Genomic DNA, 16,377 nt, shown 5'->3' with positions numbered 1-16,377 from the left:
GTCAGAACGCCTGAAGCGTCAACTCCGTGTGCTCGACGCTGGGCGGCGCTTCGAAGAACGGCGACACCATGGCCCTGTAATCCTGCCACGCCTGCGAGCCGGTGAACTCTTGAGTGTGGTTCTCCAGCGTCTCCCACTCGATGAGCAGGCGGTATCGCTGCGGCTTCTCGACGGAGCGGCGCACGGCGAAGCTGCGGCAGCCCTTGGCGGCGCGGAAGATTTCGGCCGCCTTGGCGATGTTCGCCTCGAAGTCGGGTTCGGTGCCGGGCTTGAGGTCGATCTGGGCGATTTCGAGGATCATGACGGGTCCTTGGAACGGGGTCAGCGGAGGGGGCGGCCCAGGGTCCGGGCGAGGATGCGCTGGGGGCTGCGCTCGGGATCGGCCTGATCCTTCACGGCGAGATAGGCGGTCTGTTCCAGCATGTAGCGGCCGCCCATGGCGCCATGCATCACCAGATCCGAGAATGTCACCCAGGTCTCGCCCGGCGCGAAGCGCACGTCGGCCTGGGGGGCGTTGGCCTGATAGTCCATGTCCCGCTTCAGGGCGTCGTGAAGGTGCAGCATGAGGTGGTCGTATTCCGAGCGCCGCGCCTTGGTGATCTTGAGCGCCGCGAGGAGACGGGCCGACAGGGGCGAGTAGCCTGGCAGGGCCGGCACGAATTTGCCCGCCATGGAGGCGAAATCCTCGCCGACCCGCCACAGGCGCGGCTCGCCCTGCGGGTTGATGTTGCGGAAGATCCGCAGGATCCGCTTCTCGCCGATGGGATTCGACGGAAAGGCATCGACATGCAGACGGGTGTCGTCGCGCCGCCAGCTCAGCTTGCGCCTGTCGACCTCGAACGGCCGGTACGAGGTGCCGGCGAAAGCGACCTTGCCCGCATAGGCCGGCAGGTACCGGGTGACGAGTGCCTCGGCGAAGGCGCGGTACCGGATGAGGAGCTGGCGCAGGGCTTCCTGCTCCTCGGCCGTGCCGGCGGCGCCCCGCAACTCGGCCGTCGCGCCCCGGATGTTGACGTTCTTGGCCTTGCCGTCGGCGAAGGGACGTTCGACGAACCGTTCCTCGAACGGGCTGAACGGGAAGTCGAGGTCGGAAAATCTGAGGACCGCTCCGCCCTCGAGGGCTTCGACGAGGGACGGTCCCGGGGACGGCCCCTCGCGGGAAACGGAAACGATCGGGCTGATCATCGCGGGGTGGCGTCCTGTTCCGGGCGGGCGGGTCCGACGTTTATCCGAAGCTCACGCGAGAGACCAACCCGCACGGGCGCTCGACATCCTGACGGATACCGGTGGATGACGGTCCGACCCGGTTGTCAGGACGGGATTTGACGCTCAACCATGGGGTTCGGGTCGCGCGCAACTCCTGCGCGCGCGGCACGTTTGTGTCACGGCCGAGGTTTCGCAGCGGCGGAGACCGGCGGCAGCGGGGATGCCACATGGCGACGTTGAAGGAATTCGAGGAGTCGCTCCGCGAGCACGGCATGCTCATGGCGCTCGCGCTTCTGGAGCGCCTGCGCGAGCGAGACCGGGCGACGCGCACCATCAAGCCGGCCCGGCGTCTCACCGGTCAGAAGATGACGCCGGAACTCGCCCGCGCGATCCTCGATCTCCATGCCACCACGGGCATGACCCAGCAGGAAATCGCCTTCAAGGTCGGGGTGAACCAGGGGCGGGTCAACGAGGTGATCAAGCGCGGCAAATGGCTCGACGACGATCCCAACGCACCCGAAGCCATCGCCCGTGACCGGGCCAAGGCGAAGGTCAGGGCCGAGCTCCAGCCCAAGCGCCCGCCGGTCAAGCGCGCCGCGAAGCCCGCGTCCCGAACACCGGCCGCCTCCGCGCGGCGCCCGAGCCAGCAGGGGCAGCTCGTCTTCGGCGACCTTTAGATCGCGCACGATGACGCCCCCTGGGATCGGTGGCGGTGCCCCGGTGTTGTCCCCCCGGTGGCGCGCCGTGGTGGGCGCGAGAAGGGGCCGACACGATGACGCGTTTCCTGGCCGTGCTGTTGTCCCTCGGTGCCGTCGGTTCGGCGCAGGCGCAGCGGGCCTCGACCATTGCCATGGACTGCGCCCAGGCCCGCGCGACGGTGTCGCGTCAGGGCGCCATCGTCCTCGGGACCGGTGGCGCGACCTACGATCGGTTCGTGCGCGACCGCAGCTTCTGCGAGATCACCGAAATCACGATTCCGGCCTTCGTCCCCACACGCGACGATGCGAATTGTTTCGTGGGCTACCGCTGCAAGGAGCCGGGGCGCGGCGACCGCTTCGACGACGGCTTCTGAGTTCCTGTCAGACTGGCATACGAAAACGCCCCGGCCTGACGGCCGGGGCGTTCGATCCTAAATCTCTACCGGGCTCATTAGGCGGCCTGCTGCACCGAACCCTCGATCGTGGGGGTCGCCGAAGCGCGTCCCGTGGCGATCTGGATCTGGCGCGGCTTCTTGGCCTCCGGGATCTCGCGCACGAGGTCGATGTGGAGGAGGCCGTTCTCCAGCACCGCACCCGTCACCTGCACGTAATCGGCGAGCTGGAAGCGGCGCTCGAACGCCCGGGCGGCGATACCCTGATGCAGGAACGTCGCGGGCTTGTTCGCATCCGCCGCCCGCTCGCCCTTCAGGGTCAGGGCGTTCTCCTTCACCTCGATGGAGAGATCGGCGTCCGTGAAGCCCGCCACCGCGACGGTGATGCGGTAGGCGTTCTCGCCGGTGCGCTCGATGTTGTAGGGCGGGTAGGTCGGAGCCTGATCGGCGGTGACGTACTGATCGAGGGCCGAGAACAGGCGGTCGAAGCCGACGGTGGAACGGTAGAGGGGAGCAAGGTCGAACTGGCGCATGACATATTCTCCGTAAGAAGCAACATGCTTAGATCGGGTCCGCCCGAGGGCCGGACCGGTCGCACCGCCGTAACGGCCGGTGCGTCCATGATATTGGCGGACCGGTTTGTCCTCGCAAGACCCTGGATCGACGGCTCGCGTTCGAAAATCCGAAATTTTTTCGTGCGAGACCCTGCATGGGCGCAGCCGTGGACAACGGGTGCTTGTCGAAGAAGGAAGGTCCGATGCCGACACTGAATTCGACCCCCGACAATCCGGTACCGCCCGGCGGCACTCTGCACGCGGTGCGCACGCAGGACGGCGTCGATCTCCGGGCCGCCCTCTGGCGGCCCACCACCCGCCTCGTGAAGGGCACCGTGTGCCTGCTCCAGGGCCGGGCCGAGTTCATCGAGAAATACTACGAGACCATCGGCGACCTGCGCCGCCGGGGGTTCGCCGTGGTGGCGTTCGACTGGCGCGGCCAGGGGGAATCGCAGCGCCTGACCAACGATGCCCATCGGGGGCATGTCGCGCGATTCTCGGATTATCTCCTCGATCTGAAGGCCGTGGAGGACTCCGTCCTCGCCCCCCTGATGCCGTATCCGCATTTCGCCCTCGCCCATTCCATGGGGGGGGCCGTGGCCTTCGCGGCCGCCGCCGAGGGCCGGTTACCGTTCGTCCGCATCGTCACCGTGGCGCCGATGCTCGCCCTCCGCATGGTCCGCTGGCCCTCGGGGGCGTCGCTCCTCGCCCGCGCCCTGCACCGGATCGGTCTGGGGCGCCGCTACATTCCGTTCGGCGGGCCGGTCTCCATCGGCACCAAACCGTTCGCGGGAAACCGGCTCTCGGGCGATCCCATGCGCTACGCCCGCAACGCCGAGGCCGCCCGCATCGTCGGAGCGGGCGCCGTGGGCGATCCGAGCATCGCCTGGCTCGCCGAGGCGTTCCGCGCCATGGCGCGCTTGCGCGACCGGCGCGTCGCCGGCCGCATCGATATTCCGGCTCTCATCGTCGGGGCCGGGGCCGATCCCGTCTGCGAGACCCGGGCGGCGGAACGGTTCGTCCGGATGGCGCGGGGGGCCCACATCCTAGTGCTGCCCGGCGCCCGCCATGAAATCCTGTCGGAGGCGGACGGCATCCGGGCGGAGTTCTGGGCGGCTTTCGATGCGTTCATGCCCGGGGAAGCCGTCGGCGCCCGGGTGGGCGCGGTCCACGCCCAGGCATGAGCCGCGATCAGGGATTGAGGAGCCGAAGGGCCTCGGCGTGGAGGGCTTCGTCGGCCGCCGCCACGATGCGCCCTCCCCCGGCGGCCGAGCCACCGTCCCAGGTCGTGACGACGCCGCCCGCCCCTTCGATGATGGGGATGAGCGCGACGATGTCGTAGGGCTTCAGCCCCGCCTCGACCACGAGGTCGATCTGGCCCGCCGCCAGCATGCAATAGGCATAGCAATCGGTGCCGTAGCGCGACAGGCGCACGGCCGATTCGAGGGCGGCGAAGCCTTCTCGCTCGGAGCCGTCGCCGAACAGGCGTGGATCGGTCGTGGCGAGGAGCGCGTGTCGGAGGTCGGTGCCGCGGCGGGTGCGCAGAATCCGCTCACCCCGGGCCGAGCGTAGGCGGGCGGTGGCGCCATCGCCGGAGAAGCGCTCGCCGAGGTAGGGCTGGTGCATCAGCCCCCGCACCGGTACGCCGTTGCGGGCGAGCCCGATGAGGGTGCCCCAGGTCGGCAGGCCGGCCATGAAGGCGCGGGTGCCGTCGATGGGATCGAGCACCCAGACGCATTCGGCGTCGAGATTCTCGGAGCCGAATTCCTCGCCCAGAATACCGTGGGTCGGGAAACTGCGGCGGATGAGGCCGCGCAAGATCACTTCCGCCGCACGGTCGGCTTCCGTCACGGGATCGAAGGTGCCGCCATGCCCCTTGTCGTCGATGCCGAAGGCGGCGCGGAAGAACGGCAGGATCGCCTGCCCCGATTCCGAGGCGAGATCGTCCATGAACCGCGCGAGATCGACGACGCTCATCGGGTTTCCTGTTCGCTGAGGCCAACCGCCGCAGCGAAGCGGAAGGGGCGACCCGTCGTCAAGTCCTCGCCATGGGACACGCTTGGATCAGGCGGGGATCGCCGTTCCCACGGGGTGCGGGGCCGGCCGGTCCACGTCCCGGGGCGCCGGAGCGTTCGGATCGGCCGCGACCACGATGGCCTCGACGGCCCCCCGGAGGGAGGTGACGTGCATGTCCGCCGGGATCGCCCGGCGCTGGGCTGCCTCGTCGAGGCCGTTCTCGTCGGCCTGCCACAGGCCGACGACCATATGGGCCTGGGGCAGCTTGCGCTTCATCCGCTCGGCCAACCGCCGCAGGTGGGTCGGCTCGCCGCTGATCGCCGTCGAGACGATGCAGACGATCCGGGCCGCGCCGGGATCGAAGCCGTCGATGCGGGCGCGGGCGACATCGGAGAACGGCACGAGACGGGCGCCGATGCCACGATTGCCGAGGAGCTGGGCAAGGATGGCGCAGGCGGCTCCGTCGACGAAGCTCCGCCCGGCCACGCACAGGACCAGTCCGTCCCGCGAGGCCGTCGGCGCGGCGGATGACGAGTCCTCGCCATCCCCGGCGGCATCCTCGTGGTCGGCGAGATCCTCCACGAGACCGGAGAGGCTCTGGCGGATGTCGGTCTTCTGCTCCGGCGTCAGCACGCCCCGCGCGGCATCCCGCGCCGCGAGTTCGAGGCCCTTGATGACCACCTCGTCGTAATAGGTCACGAGGGGCGCGGTCTTGAGGAACAGTTCGGCGTGCTCCTGCACCTCGTCGGGGTCGCCGGCGAGAATCCGTTGGTAGAAATTCTCCACCGGTGTCAGCGCCGGCCGGTCGCCGAACAGCACGTCGAGGAATTCGAGCTTGTCCACGTGCCGCCCGAGCACCACGAGGCAGACGGTGAGCGGCGTCGAGAGCAGGAGGCCGACCGGTCCCCACAACCAGGTCCAGAACAGGGCGGACACGAGGACCGCGAAGGGCGACATGCCGGTGGAGTGACCATAGAGCATCGGCTCGATGAAATGGCCGACCAGGGGCTCGAGGATCACGAACAGGATCAGGGTCTCGACCACCATCGACCAGCCGGGATCGACGGCGGCCGCGAGGGCCAGGGGAAACAGCGCCGACACGAAGGCGCCGATATACGGCACGAACCGCATCAGGGCGGAGAAGATGCCCCATAGGACCGGGCTCGGTACGCCGATGAGGTAGAGGCCGATGCCGACGACGAGACCGAACGAGGCGTTGAGCGCGAGCTGGACGAGAAAATACCGGCTCAGGCGCTTGGCCGCATCGTCCATGGCGACGGTGGTGCGGTGCAAATCGCTCGATCCGGCGAGGCGTATCATCCGGTCGCGGAGATCCTCACGCTGCATCAGCAGAAACAGCAGCACCACGAAGACGATGCCGATGGTGGCGAGCGGATGCAGGATCGGCGACAGCAGGGTGCCGGCCAGGGTCAGGGCGTCGGGCGCGCGGTCCTTGACCTCGACGAGGATCGCCCGGTCAGGCGGCGGTGCATCGGGCTTGGCCTCAGTTTCCGGCTTCGGCTTCGAATCGTCCCGGTGCATGGTCCGGCCGATGCTGGCGACGTAGTCGGCCATGCGCCCGGCCGGTGAATCCTGCAGCCCTTCGAGCTTGTGCTCGATGGTGGTGCGGTACCGTGGCACGTCGTGCGCGATGTCGGCGAGTTGCACCCCGATGAGGGCGCCCAGTGCCCCGACGACGCTCAGAGTCATCAGCACCGAGACGGCCACCGACAGGAAGCGCCCGAAATGCAGGCGCCGCAGAAAGTTCACCAGTGGGCCGAGGACGAACGACAGCAGGATCGCGATGGCGATGGGAATGAGCACGTCGCGGCCGAGATACAGGCCCGTGACGATGAGCGCCGCCACGATGAGGGGCGAGGTGACGGTCTTGGTCGGGGTTCCGGCGGCGGGAATACGGGTCGGACGCGGCGCCATCAACGAGGATCGTGCCGAAGGGTTTGCATCGGGTCTCGTCGCCATGCCGGTTCCGTCTCGACGCTCCGTGGGGGCGCCGAACGGCGCCGCTTCTCAGCAACGGTGCGGCCTCGCAAAACGATCCCTCGTGGGCGGGCTGAACCTCGCGATTCCGTGATCACGCCGTGAAGGGCGCAAGGGTCCAGCCCGCCTCTTCCAAGCCCGAGCGCACGGAGCGGGCGATCGCCACGGCGTGCGGATCGTCGCCATGGACGCAAACCGTGTCGATGGCGACGGGGATGCGCCGCCCCGACGGGGTGATGAGAGCCCCCTCCTCCACCATGGACCGGGTCCGGGCCGCGACCTGGGTCGCATCGGTGATCACCGCCCCCACCTGGGATCGGGGCGCGAGCTGTCCATCCTCCGCATAGGCGCGGTCGGCGTAGATTTCCCGGACGATCCCGAGGCCGGCGGCCTCCGCCGCGCGCTCGGCGGCGAGGCCCGGCATCACCACGACGAGGAGACCGCGATCCACTCCGCGCACGGCGCGCGCGATGGCTCGGGCGACGTCGTCCTCCGCATTGGAGAGATTGGCGAGGGCCCCGTGCGCCTTCACATGGGTGACACGATGGCCGGCAAGAGCCGCGCAAGCCTGGAGGGCGCCGATCTGGTAGGCGATATCGGCCTCGATCTCCCCCGGCGTCGCGCGGATCACCCGACGGCCGAAGCCGCGCAGGTCGGCGAAACCGGGATGGGCGCCGACCGCCACGCCGCGCGCCTTGGCGGCCCGCGTCGTCGCCACCATGATGGCTGGGTCACCGCCGTGGAAACCGCAGGCGACGTTGGCCGAGGTGACGATATCCAGAAGGGCGTTGTCGTCGCCCATGGTGAAGGCGCCGTACCCCTCGCCGAGATCGGCGTTGAGATCGATCCGCACGATGCGTCTCCGGCACTCACACCAGAACCGGCATCGCGTCGGCGTCGGGCGTCTCGAACACCCGGCGGTAGCGCGCGACCTCCGCCTCCGGCCCGATGGCCTTCGAGGGATTGTCCGAGATCTTCACCGTGGGCCGCCCATCGGCGTCGATGACCTTGCACACGATGGAGATGGGATCGAGGCGGCCATCCGGCACGAGCCCGCGAAAGTCGTTGGTCAGCAGGGTGCCCCAGCCGTAGCCGATGCGCATCCGCCCGTGAAAATGGGCATGAATCGACTCGATGGTGTCGATGTCGAGCCCGTCGGAGAAGATCGCGAGTTTTTCGCGCGGATCCGAGCCTCGCGAACGCCACCACGCGATGGCCTCCTCGCCGCCCGCGATGGGCTCTTTCGAATCGATGCGGATCCCCGTCCAGGCGTTGATCCAGTCGGGCGCGTGGGCGAGGAATCCGCTGGTCCCGTAAGTGTCGGGCAGCATCACCAGGAGGTTGCCGCCGTAATCCTGCTGCCAGTCGGCGAGGACGTCGTAGGGGGCGCGGGCCAGGGCCGCGTCGTCGTCGGCCAGGGCCGAATAGACCATGGGCAATTCGTGGGCGTTGGTGCCGACCGCTTCCACCTCCCGGCGGAGCGCGATGAGACAGTTCGAGGTCCCGAGGAAGCGGTCTCCGAGGCCCGCCCCCATGGCTTCGACGCACCAATCCTGCCACAGGAACCCGTGGCGCCGACGCGTCCCGAAATCCGCGATGGAGAGGTCCGGCAGGGCGCGCAGCCGCTCGATCTTCTCCCACACGCGGGTCATGGCGCGGGCGTAGAGAACCTGGAGTTCGAGCTTGCCCATGTGGCGCACGACACCGCGCGTCCGCAACTCGTTGAGGATCGACAGGGCCGGCACCTCCCACATGGTGGTTTCGATCCACGGGCCGTGGAAGGTGAGGACGTATTGTCCGTCGCGGGCCTCCAACTCGTATTCGGGCAGGCGAAACCCCTCCAGCCAGTCCATGAAATCGGGGGCGAACATCTGGCGCTGGCCGTAGAAGGTGTTGCCGCGCAGCCAAGTCGCCTCGCCCCGGCTGAGCCTCAGGCTGCGGGCATGGTCGAGCTGTTCGCGCAGTTCGCCCTCATCGACGAAGTCGGCGAGGCGCACGCGGGTGGAGCGGTTCTGAATGCCGAAGGTGACGCGCGTGTCGCGACGGCGGCGAAAGATCGTCTGCGCCATCAACAGCTTGTAGAAATCCGTGTCGAGGAGCGACCGGACGATGGGATCGATCTTGAAGCTGTGATTGTACACGCGGGTCGCGAGGTCGAGCATGGTCGGTCACGGTCCGACGCGGGTCCCCCTGCCCGCTCGCCCGCATTGAGCGCATGGGCTTCGCCGCAAAGTCAATCGCACCTGCGATCGGGGAACGGCAAAAGGGCAGCCACCCTGTGGGTGACTGCCCTCGACAAGCAAGAACCTGCGCGTGCGGTCAGGCGAGATCGACCTTCTTGGTCTCGGTCTTCGGCGACTCGCCGGTCAGTGCCGCCTTGAGGTAGCCGTAGATGTGCAGGGCCGTGGCGTTGGGGCTGTCCCAGTACTCGCCCTTCTCCGGGTGGATGCGGAGCAGCGCAACCTCCGGATCCTCCTTCCCGTTGGGGAACCAAGTCTTCATGCTCTCGCTCCACTTCGAGTCGATGACGGACTGGTCGGTGACGATCTCGGCCTTGCCGGCGACGGAGACGTAAGTCTGGCTCGACGGATCGGAATAGGCGAGGTTGACCTGATTGTCCTTGCTGATCTCGGCTGTCTTGGGCGAGTGCAGCTTGGTGAAGAACCACAGATCGCCGTTCTCGTCCGCGTCCTGGCACCACATCGGCCGGCTGTAGAGCTTTCCATCCGGATCGGCGGTGGTCATCATCGCGACCTTGATGTCCTTGATGAGGGCGAAGAGCTTCTTGGCGCCCTCGTGATCGCGGTGGTTGCCCTGATGCATGGGTTGGACTCTCCGACTTGAATGCGATGTGTGCCGCGGTGACTTCCCGGAACGGAAGCTGCCGGCGGCTTCGTGGGCTCAACGGACGAGCTTCGTATTGGTTTCGCGCCGATCGGCCGCGTGCCGTGGGCTTGCGCTCCCTGCCCCGTCATGCTGTCCCGTGGCAGACAGGTTCGCCTGACCTCCGATCCGGTCGGCGTGCCGAGCAATCGTATCCGGGCCGACCCGCCCCCTGCCCCGAAGGAGCCCGAGCGTGGCGATCACCCGCGACGATGTCCTCAAGACCCTGTCGACCGTTACCGTCGATGCCGGCGGCACCACGCTCCCGGCCTCGGGCCGCCTGTCCCAGGTGGTGGTCGATCCGAACGGCCGGGTGATGTTCTCGATCCTCATCGATCCGAGCGAGGCGGAGCGGTTCGAGCCGATCCGCCGCCAGGCCGAGGGAGCGATTCTGGCGACCCCTGGGGTATCGGGCGTTTTCGCGAGCCTGACCTCGGAGCGCGGTCCCAACCATCCGGCGCAGGGGCAGGCGCCCCAGCCGCCCGCCCCCGGCCGCCCGGCCGCCCCCCCGCCGCCCCGCACCGGGCCTGCCCTGCCGGGCGTTCGTCACATCGTGGCGGTGGCGTCCGGCAAGGGCGGCGTCGGCAAGTCGACGACGGCCTGCAACCTCGCCCTGGCGCTCGCCGCGCAGGGGTTGAAGGTCGGTTTGCTCGATGCCGACATCTACGGCCCGTCCGTACCGAAGCTGTTCGGCCTGTCCGGCAAGCCCCGGGTCATCGAGGAGCGCATGCTCGCCCCCATGGAGGGCTACGGCATCAAGGTCATGTCCATCGGCTTCCTCATCGAGGCCGAGACGGCGATGATCTGGCGTGGCCCCATGGTGCAGTCGGCCATCACGCAGATGCTGCGCGAGGTGGCCTGGGGCGACCTCGACATCCTCGTGGTCGACATGCCGCCCGGCACCGGCGACGCCCAGCTCACCATGGCGCAGGCGACACCCCTGTCGGGCGCCGTCATCGTCTCGACGCCGCAGGATCTCGCCCTCATCGACGCCCGGCGCGGCGTCACCATGTTCCGCAAGGTCTCGGTGCCGATCCTCGGCGTCATCGAGAACATGGCGACCTTCGTCTGCCCGAATTGCGGACATGCCTCGCACATCTTCGGCCATGGCGGCGCCCGCGACGAGGCGGCACGCCTCGACGTGCCGTTCCTCGGCGAGATTCCCCTCAACATGACGATCCGCGAAAGTTCGGATGCCGGGCGTCCGGTGGTGGCCGTCGATCCGGACGGGCCGCAGGCCAAGGTCTACCGCGACATCGCCGCCAAGCTCTGGACCAACCTCAACGGCGCGCCCGCGACCCGCGCGGCTCCGCGCATCGTCTTCGAGTAGTGCCGAGAAACGGCATTCTCGGCGTTGTCCTCGCCGGGGGCCTGTCGCGGCGCATGGGCGGGGGCGACAAGCCCCTGCGGTCGCTTGCCGGCCGTACGCTCCTCGACCGGGTGGTGGGGCGCTTCGCGCCGCAATGCGGCACGGGCCTGATCCTCAATGCCAACGGCGACCCGTCCCGGTTCGGGCCGTTCCCCGGGCGAATCGTGCCCGATGACGTTCCGGATCATGCCGGTCCCCTGGCGGGGGTTCTCGCGGCCCTCGATCACGCCGCTGCCGAACATCCCGGGATCGCGCAGGTGGCGAGCATCACCGGGGACGCGCCGTTCCTGCCCCTCGACCTCGTCGCCCGCCTGGCCGAGGCCGCGCGCGCGGCTCCCATCGCCATGGCGGCCTCGAACGGGCGCGAGCACTTCACCGTGGCACTGTGGCCCGTCGCCCTTCGGACGGCCTTGCGCGAATACCTCGTCGATCGGAATGAGCGGCGGGTCGGCGGCTTCCTGCGCGAGCAGGGGGCGGTGGCGGTGGATTGGGCCGCCGCGCCCGTCGATCCGTTCTGGAACCTGAACACGCCGGACGACCTCGCCCAGGCCGAAGCCTACCTCGCGGGCTCATAGCTCCGTCACGGCAGGCGTCGCCAGCGCGGATACAGGACCCCGAGGGCGAGGCCCCCGAGGACGAGCAGAGCCGCGCCGATCTTCCATGGCGGCAGGGGCTCGCCGAGCCACAGGGCGGACGCACCCATGCCAAAGACCGGGACCAGCAGGGCCAGGGGCGTAACGAGGGCGGCCGGATGGCGGGCGAGCAGCCATCCCCAGGCGGCATAGCCGAACAGGGCATTGCCGACCGCCTGCCACAGCACGGCGGCCCAGGTCGCCGCATCGGCCCGCATCACCCCGTCGCGGATGGCGTCCCAGCCCTCCAGGAGGAACGACAGGGCGAGGAGCGGCGGCGCCGAGAACAGGCTCGCCCAGATCACATAGGACAGCATGCTGCGCACGCCGCTCGCCCGCGCCACCATGTTGCCGGCGGCCCAGCTGAAGCCCGCCAGGAGCACGAGGCCGAGCCCGAGGGGCGTGGTGGTGGCGTCGGTGTGGAGCGCGATGACGAGGATGCCGGAGACCGCGAGGGCCAGCGCCACCCATTGGTCGCCGCGCACGCGCTCACCCGTCAGCCACATGGACAGGCCGATGGTGAAGAACACCTGCACCTGCACCACCAGGGAGGCGAGGCCGGGCGCGATGTCTCCACGCAGGGCGACGAACAGCAGGCCGAACTGCCCGGCGCCGATGAGAAGGCCGTAGGCCGCGAGGTTGCGCCAGGACGCGGCGGGCCGCGGCAGCAGGAACACGCCCGGTAGGGCCGCGAGGGCGAACCGAAGGCCCGCGAACAGCAGGGGCGGCAGGTGGTCGAGTCCGATGCGGATCACGACGAAGTTGCTGCCCCAGACCGCCACCACGGCGAGCGCCAGCAGGAGATCGCGCGGGGGAAGTGTCGCGGGATTCATCGGTTCATTCGCTCCCGTACCGGGCTCTGAAATGAAGAAAGGCCCGCACGAGGATCGTGCGGGCCTTCATTCTGGAATGTCCCGGCGCGCCTCAGGCGGTGCCGACGGTCGCCTTGACGATCTTGTCGGGGGAGCGCGGCGGCTCGCCCTTGTTGAGGGTGTCGACGACGTCCATGCCCTCCGTGACCTTGCCCCAGACGGTGTACTGCTTGTCGAGGAAGCGGGCATCGCCGAAGCAGATGAAGAACTGCGAATTGGCCGAGTGCGGGAAGTTGGTGCGGGCCATGGAGCAGATGCCACGCACGTGCGGCTCGGCATTGAACTCGGCGTTGAGATCGGGGAGGTCCGAACCGCCCGAGCCGGTGCCCGTGGGGTCGCCCGTCTGGGCCATGAAGCCGTCGATGACGCGGTGGAACGGCACGCCGTCGTAGAAGCCTTGCGCCGCGAGCGTCTTCAAACGCTCGACGTGGTTCGGGGCGAGGTCGGGGCGCAGGCCGATGACGACGCGGCCCTTGGTGGTCTCGAGGGTGATGGTCTCGTTATCTGCCATGGCTCTAGATTCCTTGTCCTCTGGGTCCGAGATGGATGAAGCGGAGCGCGATGGGGCGCCCCGCGATGGCCGCCCCCAGGGCGGGCGTGACCCGCGCGGGCGTACAGCGCCGGACCGCCGCGACGGCAGCCTCCGCCAGCAGGGCGCGGGCCCGGCCGTCGCCGCCTTCCGTTGCGAAGGTGATGCGCGGGGTTCCGATGACCGATCCGTCCCGGCGAAGGGCGAATCGGGCCGTAATCTCGGTGCGCTCGAAGCGAGCGAGGCCCTCCGGTACGGTCCAGCAAGCGGCGAGCGCCGGGTAGAGGGCCTTCAGGGTGTCGACCGGAGCGCCCGGACCTTGCGCCATCCCCTGTGCGGGCTGCGGAACCTGCACGGTTCCCCGCAGGGTTTCGGGCAAGGTCAGTGGCCCCGTCGGGGGCGCGGCCAGAGCCGGGCCGCTCCACGCCACGAGGGCGAGGACGGCCATACGCTGCCGAAACCCCGGCACGCCGCCGTCCCGATACTACTTGGCGCCCTGTGCCATCTGCATCTTCACGATCTTGTCGGGGTCCTGCACGGCGCCGCCGGGCGCACCGGGGGCGGCCTTCTTGATCTTGTCGACGGCCTCCATGCCCGACGAGACGACGCCGATGACCGTGTATTGCCCGTTGAGGAACGGCGCGTCGGCGAGGCAGATGAAGAACTGCGAGTTCGCCGAGTTCGGATCGCTCGCCCGGGCCATGCCGAGGGTGCCGCGACGGAACGGAGTCTGGGAGAACTCGGCCGGAATGTTCGGCAGGTTCGAGCCACCGGTGCCGTTGCCGCGCGGATCGCCGGTCTGGGCCATGAAGCCGTCCATGACGCGGTGGAACTTGAGGCCGTTGTAGAAGCCCTGCTTGATCAGGGTCTTGAGCTGGGCCACGTGCTTCGGGGCGAGATCCGGCCGCAGTTCAATGGTGACGCGCCCGTCCTTGGTGTCGAGGAACACGGTGTTCTCGTCGGCGGCCTGGGCCGTGGGCGCGAAGGCAACGAGGGCGGCGATCCCCAAGAGGGCGAGGCGGCGGTTGAATCCGAACGGCATGGAACTCTCTCTCATTCGTCTTGAATGGGCCGGCGCGATCAGGCGCGACCGAAGCGGGTGGACAGGCGCTCGGCGACCAGGGCCGGCACGAAGGGGGAGACGTCGCCGCCCATGGCGGCGATCTGCCGAACCAGGGTCGCGGTGATGGGCCGGACGCCGGTGGAGGCCGGTAGAAACACCGTCTGGACTTCCGGCGCCATGGCGCCGTTCATGCCCGCGAGCTGCATCTCGTAGTCGAGATCGGTGCCGTCGCGCAGACCCCGGATGAACAGGGTCGCGCCGTGGCGCCGCGCGGCCGTCACGGCGAGGTCGTCGAACGACACGATCTCCAAACGCGCATTCTCCGCTTGGGCGAGCGGCGTGCAGGTGGCGCGCAGGAGATCGGCGCGCTCCTCGGCGGTGAACATCGGCGTCTTGCCCGGATGCACCCCGATGGCGATGACCAGGTTCTGCACGAGGCGGCACGCCTGACGGATGACGTCGAGGTGTCCGTTTGTGACCGGGTCGAAGGAGCCGGCATAGAGCGCGGTGCGGATCATCGCGACCCGAGGTAGAGCATTTCGCGCTTGAGTGAAACCTTGCCCGGCGGGATCGATGCGGATCGCCCTCGGCTGCCCGTCGCTTTTCAACGTGCCTAGTTTGGCGCGCCTGACCTTCGGACGGAGCGTGTCCGCCTCGCAGGCCGGCCGACTGAACACACGTTCCTCGACCAGGGCTCCTTGCGCATTGGATACGCGCCGCGTCTCGCCCCGGGATAGGCGCGTTGGCGTGCATTGATTCACATAAATCAGGACTATTTTAATGAGATTCGTTCATCGGTCATGTTGTGTTCAGAGCTTGAGCTATGGCGCATCGATTTGAAAAGACAAATCCGGTATTCGCAAAGTTTTGGATAGATCATGCGCGACCAGACATGGATGTACAGTCCGCCGCGGTGGCGGCTCATCCGTTGGCTCACGAATGCCGGCCCTGATGTCCCGACAGAAATTCACATCGCACTGATCCGAAGCTTGTTCGGCACCCTGCCGCTTCTCGCCGGAGCTGTCGTCAACACGCTGCTCGTATCGGCCTGCGTCGCCTATCGCATCCCGCGTCCGGAGTTTCTGATTTGGTGCGCCGTGGACGTTCTCATCTGCGCGCTGCGTGTGGGGCTCCTGATCGCCGCAAGGCGGGCGGCGGCGCAACGGCGTGAGACGCCGACGGACCTCTACATCCTGCTCGGTCTCGCCTGGGCCGCGAGTCTCGGATACGGCCTGTTTGTCAGCTTCCTGCATCAGGATTGGGTCGTGACCGGCCTGATCGGCATGTCATCCGCTGCCGTCGTGGGCGGAATCGCCTTCCGGAATTTCGGAGCTCCGCGCCTCGTGGCTGTGATGATCATCACCGCGTTCGCCCCGGGCGTGCTGGCCGTTCCGTTTTCCGGCGAGCCGATCATGCTCATCGTCCTTATCCAAGCTCCGTTCTACCTCGTGAGCATGAGCATCGCCGGCTTCCGCCTGAACCGAATGCTCGTCACCACCATGCGGGCCGAGCGTGAGAACGCATTCCGAGCCCAGCACGACAGTCTGACCGGCCTGTTGAACAGGGCTGGCCTCATGGCGGCGATGGGAGGGCAGCCAGGAGAAAACAAGGCGTTGTTCTTCCTCGACCTCGACGGCTTCAAGGCCGTCAACGATGTCCATGGCCATGCGGCGGGCGACATGCTGCTTCAGGCCGTGGCCGACCGCCTACGCAATCGCCTCGGCCCGGGCGATCTCCTCGCGCGCCTCGGCGGCGACGAGTTCGTCGTGCTCACGGATGAAGATTCACGTTCCGCGCTCCTGACTTTCGCCGAGCGGATGCGAGAACAGGTCTCGGTGCCATATGCGCTGGGTTCGGATCGGACCGTCCGGATCGGCGTCAGTATCGGCCTCGCCCTGGCGTCCGAACACGGCTCCGACCTGGCGAATCTGCTCTCCGCAGCGGACGCGGCCCTCTACGAGGCCAAGGCAAAGGGCAAGGACCGCTGTTACGTCGCCTCGGCCCTCGCCGCCTGAGCCGTTTCCGGCCTGCCGTTGAGCGGGGGATGATCTTCGACGACAGGCCCGCCGGAGACGGGCGGGCCTGTTTCGCTCGCGCTTACACCACCGCTTCGCCGGTGATTTCGCCGGCCCCGTCGCCCGCCTCGTCCTCTCCTTCGATGTGCT

Annotated in this window: 19 protein-coding genes; 6 read left to right on the top strand and 13 right to left on the bottom strand. The window is 68.4% G+C overall.

Annotated features, from left to right (window positions below; translation table 11 throughout):
* Position 1 precedes the first annotated feature (1 nt).
* Positions 2-301 (bottom strand): antibiotic biosynthesis monooxygenase family protein, encoded by a 300-nt coding sequence (locus tag BM249_RS15965; protein WP_091973818.1) that lies wholly within the window; start codon positions 299-301, stop codon positions 2-4.
* 20 nt (positions 302-321) lie between these two features.
* Positions 322-1,185, bottom strand: a complete 864-nt coding sequence (gene kdoO, locus BM249_RS15960) for a Kdo hydroxylase KdoO (protein ID WP_091973815.1) — start codon at positions 1,183-1,185, stop codon at positions 322-324.
* Between the two features lie 248 nt (positions 1,186-1,433).
* On the opposite strand from kdoO, the gene BM249_RS15955 reads away from it, so the two are divergent.
* Together BM249_RS15955 and BM249_RS15950 are read left to right on the top strand one after the other, a co-directional pair.
* Entirely contained in the window at positions 1,434-1,883 is a 450-nt protein-coding gene (locus tag BM249_RS15955) for an RNA polymerase subunit sigma-70 (RefSeq protein ID WP_091973812.1), read from the top strand.
* A 95-nt stretch (positions 1,884-1,978) separates the two neighbouring features.
* On the top strand, positions 1,979-2,278 hold the full coding sequence (locus BM249_RS15950) for a hypothetical protein (protein WP_091973810.1): 300 nt from the start codon (positions 1,979-1,981) through the stop codon (positions 2,276-2,278).
* Between the two features lie 77 nt (positions 2,279-2,355).
* On the opposite strand, the gene BM249_RS15945 is transcribed toward BM249_RS15950, so the two are convergent.
* Positions 2,356-2,829, bottom strand: a complete 474-nt coding sequence (locus tag BM249_RS15945; protein ID WP_091973807.1) for an Hsp20 family protein — start codon at positions 2,827-2,829, stop codon at positions 2,356-2,358.
* Positions 2,830-3,053: 224 nt separating this feature from the next.
* Here BM249_RS15945 and BM249_RS15940 point away from each other — a divergent pair, with 224 nt between their 5' ends.
* Entirely contained in the window at positions 3,054-4,034 is a 981-nt protein-coding gene (locus tag BM249_RS15940; protein ID WP_091973956.1) for an alpha/beta fold hydrolase, read from the top strand.
* A 7-nt stretch (positions 4,035-4,041) separates the two neighbouring features.
* Here the strand turns inward: BM249_RS15940 and hisN are convergent, their stop codons facing one another.
* The 5 genes from hisN to BM249_RS15915 all read right to left on the bottom strand — a co-directional run bounded on the left by hisN (position 4,042) and on the right by BM249_RS15915 (position 9,687).
* Positions 4,042-4,827: a histidinol-phosphatase gene (gene hisN / locus BM249_RS15935; RefSeq protein ID WP_091973804.1), complete on the bottom strand. Its 786-nt coding sequence runs from the start codon at positions 4,825-4,827 to the stop codon at positions 4,042-4,044.
* Between the two features lie 87 nt (positions 4,828-4,914).
* Positions 4,915-6,801 (bottom strand): AI-2E family transporter, encoded by a 1,887-nt coding sequence (locus BM249_RS15930; RefSeq protein ID WP_091973801.1) that lies wholly within the window; start codon positions 6,799-6,801, stop codon positions 4,915-4,917.
* A gap of 157 nt (positions 6,802-6,958) precedes the next feature.
* A complete protein-coding gene (locus BM249_RS15925; RefSeq protein ID WP_091973798.1) occupies positions 6,959-7,717 on the bottom strand; it encodes a LamB/YcsF family protein in 759 nt (252 codons plus the stop codon).
* A 16-nt stretch (positions 7,718-7,733) separates the two neighbouring features.
* On the bottom strand, positions 7,734-9,026 hold the full coding sequence (locus BM249_RS15920; RefSeq protein WP_091973795.1) for a nicotinate phosphoribosyltransferase: 1,293 nt from the start codon (positions 9,024-9,026) through the stop codon (positions 7,734-7,736).
* 157 nt (positions 9,027-9,183) lie between these two features.
* Entirely contained in the window at positions 9,184-9,687 is a 504-nt protein-coding gene (locus BM249_RS15915; protein WP_091973792.1) for a pyridoxamine 5'-phosphate oxidase family protein, read from the bottom strand.
* 253 nt (positions 9,688-9,940) lie between these two features.
* On the opposite strand from BM249_RS15915, the gene BM249_RS15910 reads away from it, so the two are divergent.
* Together BM249_RS15910 and mobA are read left to right on the top strand one after the other, a co-directional pair.
* Positions 9,941-11,077, top strand: a complete 1,137-nt coding sequence (locus BM249_RS15910) for an Mrp/NBP35 family ATP-binding protein (protein ID WP_091973789.1) — start codon at positions 9,941-9,943, stop codon at positions 11,075-11,077.
* 53 nt (positions 11,078-11,130) lie between these two features.
* Positions 11,131-11,691 (top strand): molybdenum cofactor guanylyltransferase, encoded by a 561-nt coding sequence (mobA, locus tag BM249_RS15905; RefSeq protein ID WP_091973953.1) that lies wholly within the window; start codon positions 11,131-11,133, stop codon positions 11,689-11,691.
* Between the two features lie 5 nt (positions 11,692-11,696).
* Here the strand turns inward: mobA and BM249_RS15900 are convergent, their stop codons facing one another.
* From BM249_RS15900 to coaD, 5 genes are all read right to left on the bottom strand, one after another.
* Positions 11,697-12,581: an EamA family transporter gene (locus BM249_RS15900; RefSeq protein ID WP_091973786.1), complete on the bottom strand. Its 885-nt coding sequence runs from the start codon at positions 12,579-12,581 to the stop codon at positions 11,697-11,699.
* Positions 12,582-12,672: 91 nt separating this feature from the next.
* Positions 12,673-13,131, bottom strand: a complete 459-nt coding sequence (locus BM249_RS15895) for a peptidylprolyl isomerase (RefSeq protein WP_091973782.1) — start codon at positions 13,129-13,131, stop codon at positions 12,673-12,675.
* Between the two features lie 4 nt (positions 13,132-13,135).
* Positions 13,136-13,597 (bottom strand): hypothetical protein, encoded by a 462-nt coding sequence (locus BM249_RS15890; RefSeq protein ID WP_244528811.1) that lies wholly within the window; start codon positions 13,595-13,597, stop codon positions 13,136-13,138.
* Between the two features lie 36 nt (positions 13,598-13,633).
* Complete coding sequence (locus BM249_RS15885) at positions 13,634-14,191, bottom strand: peptidylprolyl isomerase (protein WP_091973779.1); 558 nt, start codon at positions 14,189-14,191, stop codon at positions 13,634-13,636.
* A gap of 38 nt (positions 14,192-14,229) precedes the next feature.
* Positions 14,230-14,730 carry a pantetheine-phosphate adenylyltransferase gene (gene coaD / locus BM249_RS15880; protein ID WP_091973775.1) on the bottom strand — a complete coding sequence of 167 codons (501 nt, stop codon included), beginning with the start codon at positions 14,728-14,730 and terminating at the stop codon, positions 14,230-14,232.
* Between the two features lie 471 nt (positions 14,731-15,201).
* Here coaD and BM249_RS15875 point away from each other — a divergent pair, with 471 nt between their 5' ends.
* Complete coding sequence (locus BM249_RS15875) at positions 15,202-16,227, top strand: GGDEF domain-containing protein (RefSeq protein WP_244528809.1); 1,026 nt, start codon at positions 15,202-15,204, stop codon at positions 16,225-16,227.
* The last annotated feature ends 150 nt before the right edge of the window (positions 16,228-16,377 follow it).

This window comes from Methylobacterium gossipiicola, assembly GCF_900113485.1.
Lineage (GTDB): Bacteria > Pseudomonadota > Alphaproteobacteria > Rhizobiales > Beijerinckiaceae > Methylobacterium > Methylobacterium gossipiicola.
This window is presented reverse-complemented; position numbering and strand designations above follow the sequence as displayed.

Coding starts and splice junctions, on each gene's coding strand:
- BM249_RS15965 (WP_091973818.1), bottom strand. CDS start 301: ATGATCCTCGAAATCGCCCAGATCGACCTCAAGCCCGGCACCGAACCC.
- kdoO (WP_091973815.1), bottom strand. CDS start 1,185: ATGATCAGCCCGATCGTTTCCGTTTCCCGCGAGGGGCCGTCCCCGGGA.
- BM249_RS15955 (WP_091973812.1), top strand. CDS start 1,434: ATGGCGACGTTGAAGGAATTCGAGGAGTCGCTCCGCGAGCACGGCATG.
- BM249_RS15950 (WP_091973810.1), top strand. CDS start 1,979: ATGACGCGTTTCCTGGCCGTGCTGTTGTCCCTCGGTGCCGTCGGTTCG.
- BM249_RS15945 (WP_091973807.1), bottom strand. CDS start 2,829: ATGCGCCAGTTCGACCTTGCTCCCCTCTACCGTTCCACCGTCGGCTTC.
- BM249_RS15940 (WP_091973956.1), top strand. CDS start 3,054: ATGCCGACACTGAATTCGACCCCCGACAATCCGGTACCGCCCGGCGGC.
- hisN (WP_091973804.1), bottom strand. CDS start 4,827: ATGAGCGTCGTCGATCTCGCGCGGTTCATGGACGATCTCGCCTCGGAA.
- BM249_RS15930 (WP_091973801.1), bottom strand. CDS start 6,801: ATGGCGCCGCGTCCGACCCGTATTCCCGCCGCCGGAACCCCGACCAAG.
- BM249_RS15920 (WP_091973795.1), bottom strand. CDS start 9,026: ATGCTCGACCTCGCGACCCGCGTGTACAATCACAGCTTCAAGATCGAT.
- BM249_RS15915 (WP_091973792.1), bottom strand. CDS start 9,687: ATGCATCAGGGCAACCACCGCGATCACGAGGGCGCCAAGAAGCTCTTC.
- mobA (WP_091973953.1), top strand. CDS start 11,131: ATGGGCGGGGGCGACAAGCCCCTGCGGTCGCTTGCCGGCCGTACGCTC.
- BM249_RS15900 (WP_091973786.1), bottom strand. CDS start 12,581: ATGAATCCCGCGACACTTCCCCCGCGCGATCTCCTGCTGGCGCTCGCC.
- BM249_RS15895 (WP_091973782.1), bottom strand. CDS start 13,131: ATGGCAGATAACGAGACCATCACCCTCGAGACCACCAAGGGCCGCGTC.
- BM249_RS15890 (WP_244528811.1), bottom strand. CDS start 13,597: ATGGCCGTCCTCGCCCTCGTGGCGTGGAGCGGCCCGGCTCTGGCCGCG.
- BM249_RS15885 (WP_091973779.1), bottom strand. CDS start 14,191: ATGCCGTTCGGATTCAACCGCCGCCTCGCCCTCTTGGGGATCGCCGCC.
- coaD (WP_091973775.1), bottom strand. CDS start 14,730: ATGATCCGCACCGCGCTCTATGCCGGCTCCTTCGACCCGGTCACAAAC.